The 12,959-nt window shown below is 73.0% G+C and carries 11 protein-coding genes; 6 read left to right on the top strand and 5 right to left on the bottom strand.

Going from position 1 to position 12,959, the window contains the following annotated elements; translation table 11 throughout:
• Nucleotides 1-29: 29 nt before the first annotated feature.
• From ACZ4XJ_RS36310 to ACZ4XJ_RS36300, 3 genes are all read left to right on the top strand, one after another.
• Nucleotides 30-722: a GDSL-type esterase/lipase family protein gene (locus tag ACZ4XJ_RS36310; protein ID WP_468498730.1), complete on the top strand. Its 693-nt coding sequence runs from the start codon at nt 30-32 to the stop codon at nt 720-722.
• A gap of 59 nt (nt 723-781) precedes the next feature.
• Complete coding sequence (locus ACZ4XJ_RS36305) at nt 782-1,771, top strand: aldo/keto reductase (protein WP_362876721.1); 990 nt, start codon at nt 782-784, stop codon at nt 1,769-1,771.
• 292 nt (nt 1,772-2,063) lie between these two features.
• On the top strand, nt 2,064-2,465 hold the full coding sequence (locus ACZ4XJ_RS36300) for an MmcQ/YjbR family DNA-binding protein (RefSeq protein WP_468498729.1): 402 nt from the start codon (nt 2,064-2,066) through the stop codon (nt 2,463-2,465).
• Between the two features lie 95 nt (nt 2,466-2,560).
• Here the strand turns inward: ACZ4XJ_RS36300 and thpR are convergent, their stop codons facing one another.
• Genes thpR through ACZ4XJ_RS36285 form a run of 3 tightly spaced genes read right to left on the bottom strand, consistent with a single transcriptional unit; the run spans nt 2,561 to nt 4,962 of the window.
• A complete protein-coding gene (gene thpR, locus ACZ4XJ_RS36295) occupies nt 2,561-3,115 on the bottom strand; it encodes an RNA 2',3'-cyclic phosphodiesterase (RefSeq protein WP_468498728.1) in 555 nt (184 codons plus the stop codon).
• 46 nt (nt 3,116-3,161) lie between these two features.
• On the bottom strand, nt 3,162-4,499 hold the full coding sequence (locus tag ACZ4XJ_RS36290; RefSeq protein WP_362876724.1) for an MFS transporter: 1,338 nt from the start codon (nt 4,497-4,499) through the stop codon (nt 3,162-3,164).
• A gap of 25 nt (nt 4,500-4,524) precedes the next feature.
• Nucleotides 4,525-4,962 (bottom strand): MarR family winged helix-turn-helix transcriptional regulator, encoded by a 438-nt coding sequence (locus ACZ4XJ_RS36285; RefSeq protein ID WP_362876725.1) that lies wholly within the window; start codon nt 4,960-4,962, stop codon nt 4,525-4,527.
• A gap of 145 nt (nt 4,963-5,107) precedes the next feature.
• Here ACZ4XJ_RS36285 and ACZ4XJ_RS36280 point away from each other — a divergent pair, with 145 nt between their 5' ends.
• The gene (locus tag ACZ4XJ_RS36280) at nt 5,108-5,290 is read left to right on the top strand and encodes a ribbon-helix-helix protein, CopG family (protein ID WP_266574969.1); all 183 of its coding nucleotides are present in this window, start codon (nt 5,108-5,110) and stop codon (nt 5,288-5,290) included.
• 35 nt (nt 5,291-5,325) lie between these two features.
• Here ACZ4XJ_RS36280 and ACZ4XJ_RS36275 read toward each other — a convergent pair whose 3' ends face one another.
• The gene (locus ACZ4XJ_RS36275) at nt 5,326-6,753 is read right to left on the bottom strand and encodes an NCS2 family permease (RefSeq protein ID WP_362876726.1); all 1,428 of its coding nucleotides are present in this window, start codon (nt 6,751-6,753) and stop codon (nt 5,326-5,328) included.
• Nucleotides 6,754-6,892: 139 nt separating this feature from the next.
• Between ACZ4XJ_RS36275 and ACZ4XJ_RS36270 the strand changes: the two genes are divergently transcribed.
• Complete coding sequence (locus ACZ4XJ_RS36270) at nt 6,893-7,168, top strand: DUF2530 domain-containing protein (protein WP_362876727.1); 276 nt, start codon at nt 6,893-6,895, stop codon at nt 7,166-7,168.
• A 122-nt stretch (nt 7,169-7,290) separates the two neighbouring features.
• The gene (locus tag ACZ4XJ_RS36265) at nt 7,291-9,744 is read left to right on the top strand and encodes an HAD-IC family P-type ATPase (RefSeq protein ID WP_362876728.1); all 2,454 of its coding nucleotides are present in this window, start codon (nt 7,291-7,293) and stop codon (nt 9,742-9,744) included.
• A 42-nt stretch (nt 9,745-9,786) separates the two neighbouring features.
• Here ACZ4XJ_RS36265 and ACZ4XJ_RS36260 read toward each other — a convergent pair whose 3' ends face one another.
• Nucleotides 9,787-12,948, bottom strand: coding sequence for a sacsin N-terminal ATP-binding-like domain-containing protein (locus tag ACZ4XJ_RS36260; RefSeq protein WP_468498727.1), 3,162 nt, complete (start codon nt 12,946-12,948; stop codon nt 9,787-9,789).
• Nucleotides 12,949-12,959 lie beyond the last annotated feature (11 nt).

The raw sequence follows: 12,959 nt of genomic DNA, 5'->3' as shown, positions 1-12,959 counted from the left end.
TCCGTCACGCGATCCGCGATGATGACCGGATGCGTTTCATGTTCGTCGGCGACTCCATGACCATCGGACGCGCCGGCGACTACACCTGGCGCTACCGGATGTGGCAGCACCTGTGCGCCACCCTGGACGGCCCCTACGAGATCGTCGGCCCGCGCACCGCGCTCCACGACCCCGCCACCGAGGCGGCCACCAGCCGCGCGTACGCCGCCCCCGACTTCCCGGAGCACGCCCGCCGGCACCTGGCCGGCTGGGGCGAGGGCTGGCAGCACATGGCGCCCCTCGTCGGGCCCGCCGCGGGCGCGGGCGAGGTCGACGTCCTGCTCGTCTCCCTCGGCCTGATAGACCTCGGTTTCTACACCGAGGCCGACGGGACCGCCGCCAACGTCCGCCGCTTCGTCGCCGCGGCCCGCGCCGCCCGCCCCGGCATCCGGATGGTGCTGCTGCCGGTCATCGCGAACGTCCGGGCCGAGGACGACGCCCCGTTCGCGGCGCAGGTCGTCCGCTTCAACGAACTCCTCGCGAAGGCGGTCGCCGACCTGTCGACGGACGCCTCGCCGATCCTGCTGGCCGCCCGCCCGCAGGGGTACGACATCCGCCACGACACCTACGACGGCACGCACCCCAACGCCTCGGGCGAGCACCGGCTGGCCGGCGAGTTCGCGGCCGTCCTGCACCAGGCATGGGGCCTCGGAGGCCCCTACCGGCCGGCGGACGGGCCGTAACACGCCCTTCACGGCGGGGGCTTGCCTGGAGCGCACTCGAAGCAGTTGGCTAGTGCCCCATGAAGTACACGCAGCTCGGACGCACGGGCCTCAAGGTCAGCCGCCTCGTACTCGGAACCATGAACTTCGGCCCCCAGACCGGGGAACCGGAGAGTCACGCCCTCCTGGACTCCGCCCTCGACGCCGGCATCAACTTCGTCGACACGGCCAACGTGTACGGCTGGGGCGAGAACAAGGGCCGCACCGAGGAGATCATCGGAACCTGGTTCGCCCGGGGCGGCGACCGCCGGGAGAAGACAGTCCTCGCCACCAAGGTCTACGGCTCCATGTCCCGCGAGGGCGAGACCTGGCCCAACTACGACCGGCTCTCGGCGCTGAACATCCGCCGGGCCGTCGACGCCAGCCTCAAGCGGCTCGGTACCGACTACATCGACGTCTACCAGTTCCACCACGTGGACCGGCGGACCCCCTTCGAGGAGATCTGGCAGGCCGTCGAGGTCCTGATCCAGCAGGGCAAGATCCTCTACGCGGGCTCCTCCAACTTCCCCGGCTGGAAGATCGCCCAGGCCAACGAGACGGCCGCGCGCACCGGGCGGCTCGGACTGGTCAGCGAGCAGTGCCTGTACAACCTCGCCGAGCGGCGGGCCGAGATGGAGGTCATCCCGGCCGCCGAGGCGTACGGGCTCGGCGTCATCCCCTGGTCCCCCCTGCACGGCGGCCTGCTGGGCGGCGCGATCCGTAAGGCGGCCGAGTCGGGGCGCACCGCGTCCGGGCGGTCGGCGGACGCGCTGAACAACAGCACGGTCCGCGGGCAGGTCCAAGCGTACGAGGACCTGCTGGCCAAGCACGGCCTGGAGCCCGGCGAGGTGGCCCTGGCGTGGCTGCTGACCCGCCCCGGGGTCACCGGCCCGATCGTGGGCCCGCGCACGCCGGAGCAGCTCGCGTCCGCGCTGCGGGCGGTGGAGCTGGAACTCCCGGAGGAGGTCCTGACGGGCCTCGACGAGATCTTCCCCGGCCCGGGCCCGTCGCCGGAGGCGTTCGCCTGGTGACGGGCGGGGCCGTCTGTTCGCCGGGGGTCCGGGGGTGGTCCCCCGGGCCGGCACAGCCCCGGCCCGAGCCCGTCGCCGGAGGCGTTCGCCTGGTGACGGGTGGGGCGGGGCGACGGCCGGTTACTGGCCGACGGCGGCCGCCACGGCGACGACGAGGAACATCAGCACGAGCACACCGGCCATGACACGGTTTCTGGTCTTGGGATCCACCCGTCGAGACTAACGCGGCGCCGGCCGACCCCGCGTACGGCCCCCGCCCCCACGGGCGGGGGCGGTACGGGACACTGCCGTCATGGTGACCGTGGAGGACGTACGGCGGCTGGCGCTCGCGCTGCCGCGCACCGAGGAACACCTCGTGCGGGACCGGGTGAAGTTCCGCATCGGGCGGATCGTCTACCTCGCCCTGTCCCGCGACGAGACCGAGCTGGGCTTCGCCTTCCCCAAGGAGGAGCGGGCGGCGCTGGTCGCCTCCGAGCCCGGCACGTTCAGCCTGCCGGGGGCCGGGGACATGCGCTGGAACTGGGTCCACGCCCGGATGGCCGCCCTCGGCCCGACGGAGCTGGCGGAGCTGGTCACCGAGGCATGGCGGATGTGCGTACCGGCCCGGGTGGCCCGCGAGCACCTGGCGGGCGGGGCCTCGGGGGAGGCGTCGGACCCCGCGCGGGGTGGTGGTGTCGGGGGCCGGGAAAGGTGAGCCGGTGAGGCCGAAGACCGTGGCGCGGTAGGGGGCGCCGGAGTGGTGGGAGGACGCCCGCCCCACGATCAGGCCGTCGAACGGGACGCCGCCGGTCAGGGGGACAGCGGCCAGGCCCGTACGACCTCGTAGCGGGGCCGTTCGCCCGGTACGCCGCTCACGGGCAGGTTGCTCCGCACCAGGCTGAGGGTGTCGACCCGCCAGGGGGCGCCCTCGAAGCCGGCGAGGGCGTCGAGGCAGGGCTGCAGGTCACCGCCGGCGCGGCTGCGGGCCAGGGTCAGGTGCGGGGTGTACCGGCGGTGCTGCTCCATCGGGACGCCGGCGCGACGGGCGGCGGCGTCGGCGCGTTCGGCGAGCAGGCGCAGCGTGTCGAGCCCGCCGGCGGCGCCGATCCACAGGGCGCGGTCGCCGAAGTGCCCGGCGCCGTGCAGGCGCAGCGGGAACGGGGCGGTGCGGGCCGCGGCCCGGCCGAGCCGCTCGTACAGGTCGGGGAGCACTTCGTCGCGGACCTCGCCCAGGAAGGCGAGGGTGAAGTGCCATCCCGCCTGGGCGGTCCAGCGCAGTCCGTCGGGTCGGGGGGCCGCCGCGAGGGCCGCGCGCAGTTCGGCGGCGGCCCCGGCGGGGGGCAGTACGGCGGCGAACAGCCTCATGCCCCCGACCCTAGGGCCGGGAGCCCGTACCCCGCCCCCGGCCGGGTCACGCGGCGGTGGCGAGTTCGCGGCGCGGGGCCGCGGGGACGAAGGTGACGCCGCGGCGGCCGACCCGGAGGCGGAGGTTGCCGATCCGGGACAGGACGAGGGCTATGGCGAGCGCGGCGACGAGGGAGATCAGGCCGCCGGCGGCCATGCCGACGCGGGCGCCCCAGGTGTCGGTGATCCAGCCCAGCAGCGGGGCCCCGAGGGGGGTGCCGCCGGTGAAGACCATCATGAACAGGGCCATGACCCGGCCCCGCATCTCGGGGTCGGTGGCCATCTGGACGCTGGAGTTGGCGGTGACGTTGACGGTCAGGCCGAAGACCCCGATGGGCACGAGCAGCGCCGCGAACAGCCAGAACCCGGGGGCGAAGGCGGTCACGGTGAGGAGCGCGCCGAACAGCACGGCCGCCGTCACCAGCAGTCGCAGCCGGGAGTGGCCGCGACGGGCGGCCAGCAGGGCTCCGGCGAGGGAGCCGGCCGCGATGAGGGTGTTGAACAGTCCGTAGGTGCCGGCGTCGCCGTGGAAGACGTCGCTGACGAACGCCGACAGCCAGATCGGGAAGTTGAACCCGAAGGTGCCGATGAAGCCGACGAGGGCGATGGGCCAGATCAGCTCGGGTCGGCCCGCGACGTAGCGCAGTCCCTCGCGCAGCTGTCCCTTGGCGCGGGGCCGCGGTGCGACGGGGTGCAGGTCCCGGGTCCGCATCATGAGCAGGCCGGCGATGGGCGCGGCGAAGGACAGTCCGTTCAGCAGGAAGGCCCAGCCGGAGCCGACGGCGGTGATGAGCACACCGGCGATCGCCGGGCCGACCAGCCGCGCGGACTGGAAGTTGGCGGAGTTCAGGCTGATCGCGTTGGCGACCTGGTCCGTGCCGACCATTTCGGGGACGAACGTCTGGCGGGCCGGGTTGTCCACGACGGTGATCATGCCGAGGAGGAAGGCCGCCAGGTAGACGTGCCAGACCTGGACGTGTCCGGCCAGGGTGAGGACGGCGAGCGCGATGCCGGTGAGGCCCATGGCGCTCTGGGTGGCCAGCAGCAGCGGCCGCTTGGGCAGCCGGTCGGCGAGGACGCCGCCGTAGAGGCCGAACATCAGCATCGGCAGGAACTGCAGGGCGATGGTGATGCCGACGGCCGAGGCGGAGCCGGTCAGCGAGAGGACCAGCCAGTCCTGGGCGATGCGCTGCATCCAGGTGCCCGTGTTCGAGACGACCTGGCCCGTGGCGAAGAGCCGGTAGTTCCGGATCTTCAGCGAGCTGAACATGGAGTTCTTGCCCGCGGGGGTGGTGGGAGTGGATGTGTGGCCGGGTGCGGAGTTTGCTCCGGTTCCCGTACTCAAAAGCGTTCGCCTCCAGGCGTCGTTCCTACAGGTGCGCGAGCTTCTCCAGGACGGGAGCGGCCTCGCGGAGCTTGGCCCATTCGTCCTCGGTGAGCTCGGCCGCGAGCCCGGCCAGGAAGGCGTTGCGCTTGCGACGGCTCTCTTCGAGCATCGCTTCGGCCACCTCGGTCTGGCGGACCACCTTCTGGCGGCGGTCGTCGGGGTGCGGCTCCAGCGTGACCAGTCCCTTGGCCTCCAGCAGCGCGACGATGCGGGTCATCGACGGCGGCTGGACGTGCTCACGGCGTGCCAGCTCACCGGGGGTGGCATGGCCGCAGCGGGCGAGGGTGCCGAGCACCGACATCTCGGTGGGGCTCAGCGACTCGTCGACGCGTTGGTGCTTGAGGCGCCGGCCCAGCCGCATGACGGCGGAGCGGAGATCGTTCACGGCGGCAGCGTCGTCGCCGTGGGAAAGGTCATGCATGTCCTTAGAGTAACTCATTACTCTCCCTAAGGAACACCGGGGGGAGGGAGCCGTGGGACACACCGCACGGATCGAGTCACTCGTACGGGTGAGCCGGCGGCGGAAAGCGACCCGCGTCCGCACCCTGTGGCCCGACTCTTTCGGCATGGGGACACATGTGCTGAGCATGCGCATAGACGGGGAGCTGCTGGAGCGGCTCCGGCACCATGCCGCCAAACGCGGAATGAGCGTCCAGGACTATGTCGTCCGGACGCTCATTCGCGATGACTTCGACGAGCGGTTCAAGACCGCGGTCGACGAGACGGAGAAGTTCTACGGCCTCACGTGAGGCCGTGGGGCGGGGTACCGCGTGAGGGCGGGGCTCTACGTGAGGCCGAGGGCGGGCATCGCGTAGTAGAAGACAAAGACCGCCGACACGGCGTACATCGCGACCGGGACCTCGCGGCCGCGGCCCGTCGCCGCCCGCAGGACGCAGAAGCTGATGAAGCCGATGCCGATGCCGTTGGTGATCGAGTAGGTGAAGGGCATCGTCACCATGGCCAGGAAGGCCGGGACGGCGATGGTGAAGTCGCTCCAGTCGATGTCCTTGACCGAGCCGGCCAGGATCAGGAAGCCGACCGCGACGAGGGCGGGGGTGGCGGCCTGGGAGGGGACCATCGTGGCGAGCGGCGTGAGGAACAGCGCGACGGCGAAGAGGCCGCCCGTCACCACGTTGGCCAGGCCCGTCCGGGCGCCCTCGCCGACGCCCGCCGTGGACTCGACGAAGCAGGTGGTGGCCGAGGACGAGGTCGCGCCGCCGGCGGCGACGGCCAGGCCGTCGACCAGCAGCACCTTGTTGATGTCGGGGAAGTTGCCGTCGGCGTCGATCAGCTTGGCCTCGTCGCCGACGCCGAGGATGGTGCCCATCGCGTCGAAGAAGCAGGACAGCAGCACGGTGAAGACGAACAGGATGCCGGTGACCAGGCCGACCTTGCCGAAGCCGCCGAACAGGCTGACCTGACCGACGAGCCCGAAGTCGGGCGCGGCCACCGGGTTGCCCGGCCACTCGGGCACGGTCAGGCCCCAGGCGAGGCCCGGCAGGTCGGTGATCAGCTGGACGCCGACGGCGATCGCGGTCATGACCACGATGGAGATCAGGATCGCGCCGGGCGTCCTGCGGATCAGCAGGGCCAGCGTGAGCAGGACGCCGACCACGAAGATCAGTACCGGCCAGCCGTGCAGGTGGCCGTTGCCGCCGAGCTGGAGCGGGACGGTGGTGTGCGCGGCGTCCGGGATGCGGGAGATGAACCCGGAGTCGACCAGGCCGATCAGCATGATGAACAGGCCGATGCCGATCGCGATGCCCTTGCGCAGGCCCAGGGGGACGGCGCTCATGACCCGCTCGCGCAGGCCGGTGGCGACCAGCAGCATCACCACGAAGCCGGCGAGGACGACCATGCCCATGGCGTCCGGCCAGCTCATCCGGGGGGCGAGCTGGAGGGCGACGACGGTGTTGACGCCGAGACCGGCCGCCAGCGCGATCGGGACGTTGCCGATCACGCCCATGAGCAGGGTGGTGAAGGCGGCCGTCAGGACGGTGGCGGTGACGAGCTGGCCGCCGTCGAGCTGGTGCCCGTACATGTCCTTCGCGCTGCCCAGGATGATCGGGTTGAGCACGATGATGTAGGCCATCGCGAAGAAGGTGGCCAGACCGCCCCGGACCTCGCGGGCGACGGTCGAACCGCGCTCCGAGATCTTGAAGTAGCGGTCCAGGCCGGTGGTGGGGGCCGCGGCGGGTGCCGAGGTGCTCATGCGGTCCTCAAACTGGTCTATTAGGTGGTTCGTACGAACGAATCAGGCCTTAGGCAAACCGTTTCAGTATGAACACATCACTGGAGGCCAGTCCATCTCCGCGCGTAGACCCGGAAAGGGGCCACCTAGACTGGTCGGCATGGCGAAGTGGACAGCGACACACGAGGCGCCCGAGCCCCTTGAGGGTCCGGTGGTGGCCACCGTCACGGGCGGAACGATCCTCTGGTTCGCCCTCTTCGTCGTCCAGCTCCCGTTCTACGGTTGGTTCGCCGACCGCGAGCTGCTGTGGTGGCTGTGGACCTGCGCGGCCGGCGGCGGCCTCGGCCTCATCGGCGTCTGGTACGTCCGCGGTCGCGACGCCGCCCTCAAGAGGCACGCCGCCGCCGCGGCCGCCGACCCCGACGCCGACCGGTAGCCGCGGCGGGGGAGACACGGGCGGCGCACCGGGCGACCAGGGGAGGATTCGGCTCATCCTCAGGTCGGATCTTCCGACCGCTCGGCGGGTGAACCGTTCGCACCCCGTTTACGGTCGGAAGCATGACGCAGCGGGCGAAGACCGAGCAGGGCGGGCCGGAGCGGGCCGGCGCCGCCATCGACGCGGGAGCCGAACTCGATCCGGTGCACCCCGTCAAACCGCCCGCACCCCGCTTCACACCGGAGGGGCTCAGTGCGGCGCAGGTCGCCGAACGGGTCGCCCGCGGGGACGTCAACGACGTGCCCGTCCGCTCCTCGCGCTCCACCACCGAGATCGTCCGCGCGAACGTCTTCACCCGCTTCAATGCCATCATCGGCGTCCTGTGGGTGATCATGCTGATCGTCGCGCCCATCCAGGACAGCCTCTTCGGCTTCGTGATCATCGCGAACACCGGCATCGGCATCATCCAGGAACTGCGCGCCAAGAAGACCCTCGACGGGCTCGCCCTCATCGGCGAGGCCAAACCCAGCGTCCGGCGCGACGGAGCCACCGCGGAGATCTCCACCTCCGCGATCGTCCTCGACGACGTCATCGAACTCGGCCCCGGCGACAAGGTCGTCGTCGACGGCGTCGTCGGCGAGGCCGACGGCCTGGAGATCGACGAGTCCCTGCTCACCGGCGAGGCCGACCCCGTCCTGAAGAAGCCCGGCGACCAGGTCATGTCCGGCTCGTTCGTCGTCGCCGGCGGCGGCGCCTTCACCGCCACCAGGGTCGGCCGCGAGGCCTACGCCGCCCAGTTGGCCGAAGAGGCCTCCCGCTTCACCCTCGTCCACTCCGAGCTGCGCTCCGGCATCTCCACCATCCTCAAGTACGTCACCTGGATGATGATCCCGACCTCGATCGGGCTGATCATCAGCCAGCTCGTCGTCAAGGAGAACAACCTCAAGGACGCCATCGCCCGCACCGTCGGCGGCATCGTCCCGATGATCCCCGAGGGGCTCGTCCTCCTCACCTCCGTCGCCTTCGCCATCGGCGTCATCCGGCTCGGCCGCCAGCAGTGCCTCGTGCAGGAACTGCCCGCCATCGAGGGCCTCGCCCGTGTCGACGTCGTCTGCCTCGACAAGACCGGCACCCTCACCGAGGGCGGCATGGACGTCACCGAGCTCCGTCCGCTCGGCGGCGCGGACCCCGGCCACGTCAAGAAGGTCCTCGGCGCCCTCGGCGAGTCCGACCCCCGCCCCAACGCCAGCCTCCAGGCCATCATCGACGCCTACCCCGACAGCGCCGAGTGGCGCTGCACCGAGTCGCTGCCGTTCTCCTCCGCCCGCAAGTACAGCGGCGCCAGCTTCAGCGAGGGCGACGGCGAGAACAACACCTGGCTGCTCGGCGCCCCCGACGTCCTCCTGCCCGCCGGAGACCCCGCGCTGGAGGAGATCGACGGCCTCAACGAGCAGGGCCTGCGCGTCCTGCTGCTGGCCCGCGCCACCCGCGAACTCGACGACGCCGCCGTCGCCGCCGGCGCCCGGCCCACCGCCCTGATCGTCCTCGAACAGCGGCTGCGCCCCGACGCCGCCGACACCCTGCGCTACTTCGAGGACCAGGACGTCAAGGCCAAGGTCATCTCCGGTGACAACGCCGTCTCCGTCGGCGCGGTCGCCGGCAAGCTCGGCCTGCCCGGCGCCCAGAACACCGTCGACGCCCGGGGGCTGCCCACCGAACGCACCGGGATGGCCGCCGTCCTCGACGGGAACTCGGTCTTCGGCCGGGTCACCCCGCAGCAGAAGCGGGACATGGTCGGCGCCCTCCAGTCCAACGGCCACACCGTCGCCATGACCGGCGACGGCGTCAACGACGTCCTCGCCCTCAAGGACGCCGACATCGGCGTCTCCATGGGCTCCGGCTCCGAGGCGACCCGGGCCGTCGCCCAGATCGTCCTGCTCAACAACAGCTTCGCCACCCTGCCGTCCGTGGTCGCCGAGGGCCGCCGCGTCATCGGCAACATCACCCGCGTCGCCACGCTCTTCCTCACCAAGACGGTCTATTCGGTGCTGCTGGCCGTCCTCGTGGTCTGCTCGCAGGTCGAGTACCCGTTCCTGCCGCGCCACCTGACCCTGCTGTCGACGTTGACCATCGGCATCCCGGCGTTCTTCCTCGCGCTGGCCCCGAACAAGGAGCGCGCCAAGCCGCACTTCGTGAAACGGGTCATGCGCTACGCCATCCCCGGCGGCGTCATCGCGGCCACGGCCACCTTCATCACCTACGTCGTCGCCCGCGCCCACTACACCGGCCCGGACGCCCTGAACGCCGAGACCAGCGCGGCGACGCTGACCCTGTTCCTGACCTCGATGTGGGTCCTGGCGATCATCGCCCGCCCGTACACGTGGTGGCGCGTCGGACTGGTCGGCGCGATGGGCGGCGCCTTCCTGATCGTCCTGGTCGTGCCGTGGCTCCAGGAGTTCTTCCAGCTCAAGCTGGTGGGCGTGACCATGCCGTGGATCGCGGTCGCCATCGCCGTCGGGGCCGCGGCCCTGATCGAGTGCGGGTTCCGCTGGGTCGACCGCAGGTTCCCGGCGTAGCGCGGCGGCCCGGGCGTCACCGTCCGGGCCGCCGTACGGGCGTCAGTCGAACCAGCGGTCGCGGGCCAGTTCCGCCGTGCGCGACGGGTCCTCCAGCAGGGCCGCGACCTCGAAGCGGCGGGGCCACTGGTGCGCCGCCCAGGCCAGGCCGGCCGCGACGCCCTCCAGGGTGGCCGCGTGCAGGGTGCCGTCCGGGGTGCGGCGCCAGTCCAGCTCGACGCCGCCCGCGATCAGCTCCTCGTGCTCCAGGTACGTCGGCGGGGTCGCCGGCCCCAGCAGGACCCGTACGGACTCCGGTACCTCGTGCTCCTCGCCCGGGGTGGTCACCTCCGCCGGGACGGTGTCCGAAAGGCGCCGCACCTGGAGCAGGTCCGCCAGGTCGGCCGCCCGGGCCGGTGCCACCGGCAGCAGCGGCAGGCCGGCGGTCAGCGGCAGCAGGTCGGGGGCGTCCGCGACGAGCGCGTCCGCCGCGTCGACCACGACGACCTCGCCGTCCACCACGGCCCGCAGCTCGTCCGGCAGCGTCACCTGCTCCGGGTCCAGATCGGCCAGCGCCCCGTACAGGCCGTGCAGCCGGCCGCCCGTCACCTCGCGGTCCGGGTCGGCGAGCCGGGCCAGCAGCTCGGCCGCGCCGCCGGGCTCCTCCAGCAGGGCCCGCACGGTGGTGCGTACGCCGAGTGCCCGCAGCACCTGCTCGTCCTCGAAGCCGGTCGCGTCGGCCGGCGCGTACAGCCCCTCCAGCAGCGGATCCCCGCCCGCCGCGCGCAGTCCGGCGGGGCGGCGGCCGTCGAGCACCGGGTGGTCGCGCAGCCACCAGGCGGTGTACGGGCGCACCGACTGCGTCGTGCCGTCGGGGAGCAGGATCCGCACCGGCTGGACGAGGGCGTCGCGCAGCGGGGGCTGCGCCAGCATCGCCAGGGCCTGCGGCCAGCGGTCGTCGTCGACGAGGTCGAGGTCGCGGACGGCGACGAGCTCGGTGGCCACCGGCGGGACGGGGGTGTCGGGGAACTGGTCGAGGAGGTCCTCGCACCAGACATCGACGGCGTCCAGCAGGCCGACGTCGTCAGGCTCGGCGAAGTCCCCGTCGCGGGGCTCCATTTCGTCGGGGTCGAGGACGACGTCGGTGGCGCGGACCAGCTGGAAGGCGGTCAGTACCCCGCAGGCGGCCAGCGTTTCGGCGTCCCACCGCTCGGCCAACTCGGCGTCCAGGTAGGGGATTTCGTCCTCGCGCAGTACGGAGGCCAAGGGGCTGCCGGCGAGCAGGAGTTCGCCGGCCGGGGTGAGTTCGCCGTCCTCGTCGGGCAGGGCCAGCGCGCCCAGCCAGGGCTCGTCGCCGGCGGCCAGGCCGGCGTCGCGGACCAGGGTCAGGACGACCTCGGCGAGTTCGTCGGCGTCGAGGGCGTCCTCGTCCCAAATCTCCCCGACGTCGAGGGAGCCGGCGACGGCCGCCCGGATCTGCGGGGTCGTCAGGACGGCGCGCGGGGTCGCGGGCAGGGCGCCGAGCTTCTCCAGCAGCGGGTGCGCGGCGTCCGGGTGGGCCACCTTCAGGCCCAGCCGGGCCAGGTCGGTGGGGGTGTCGGTGCCGGGCAGCAGCAGGTGGCGCGGGCCGATCGCGGTGCGGCCGTCGGCGAGCGGGACGGGCAGCCCGGAGAGCCGGTCGGGGTCGACGCCGGCGAGGCTGTCGTAGAGCCGGTGCCACCACCGCGGGGTGCGCTCGATGCCGGCGATCCGCTCGATGGCGTCCCCCAGCGGCAGCCGGCCGACCCCGAGGGTGCGCAGCTCGGGGCGGCGTTCCAGCCCGGCGGGCAGCAGGGTCGGCAGCACCTCGGCGAGGACCCGTACGGTGTCGGCGCCCGCCCCTTCGACGACCTCGGCCTCGAAGGGGCGCAGGGCGGCCCGGCCGCCGGGTTCGGCACCCTCGGCGTTTTCAGCGTCCTCGGCGGCGCTCTCCTCGGCGGGGACCGCCGGGGCGAGGAAGGCGGTGCGGGGCAGGCGCCGCAGGACGGCCGCGCGCAGGGACCCGTCGAGTTCGCCCTTGCCGAGGGGGCCGGGCACCAGGTCCACGAGGGCGGTGGTCACCGGGTCCCAGGCGCCCAGGAGTTCGGCGTACGCGTCGGCCGCCCGCTCCACCAGGAAGTCGGTCAGGGGCCCCGGGGCGGGGTGCCGGCGCGAGGTGTCGAGCGGCAGCGAGGCGATGAGCAGGGCGGGGATGCCGAGCGGTTCGTCGGTGGGGGTCGGCGCGTGCACGACGGGCGCGGTACGGGGACGCCGGGGGGCGCCGTCGGCGTCGACGGGGGCGGCCCAGGTCACCGTCCAGACGGGGCGCAGCCGTTCCTCGACGGGCCGGCCCGCGAGGAGTTCCCGCTCGATGGGGCCGCTGTGGCGCACGGTGCGCCAGCGGTGGGTGCCGGAGGTGGAGTCCTCGATGACGGTGTACGGGCCGTCGGTGGTGCGGTACAGCACGCGGTGTCCGGCGGCCGGGGTCTCCACGACGACCTCGCGCAGCCCGGGCAGGGTGAGGAGCAGGGCGTCGTCGATGCCGGCCAGCAGCCGCTCCACCAGTTCCTCGGCGGCGGCGTCGCGCAGCGGCAGGACGACGACGGTGTCGTAGCCCTCGGGCGCGGTGCCCTCGGCGGGCAACGGCAGTCGCAGCAGCGGGACGTGGCCGTCGCGGCGGCGCAGTTCGTCGCCGAGGCCGGGGCTGCCGTTGGAGGCGTCCCGGGCCATTTCGCGGGCCTCGGCGAGGGACCAGCGCACGCCGCCGTGCCGGCCGAGCACCGCCGGTTCGTCGGAGACGGCCAGGACGGCGGCGAAGCCGACGCCGAAACGGCCGACGGTCTCGCCGGCGCCGCCCGCCTCGCGTTTGGCGGAGGCCCGCAGGGTGCTCAGCGACTCCACGCCCGTCGCGTCCAGCGGGGCCCCGGTGTTGGCGGCGGCGAGCACGGCGTGGCCGCCCTCGCCGGGGTGCAGGGTCAGCCGCAGCCGGCCGGGGACCTTGGCGCGGGCGGCCGCGTCGGCGGCGTTCTGCGCCAGTTCGACGACGAGCCGGTCCCGGTAGCCGCCGAGCGCAAGGTCCTCCTCGGCGTTGGCGTCCTCCCGGAACCGGGCCGGGCCCGCGCCCCAGGCGTCGAGCACCCCGCGCCGCAGTCGTGCGGTCCCGAAGGGGTCCACGCCACTTTGTGCCGCCGTCACTCGCACGCTCACGCCGCTGCCTC

The organism is Streptomyces sp. NPDC029836 (assembly GCF_055574495.1).
This window is presented reverse-complemented; position numbering and strand designations above follow the sequence as displayed.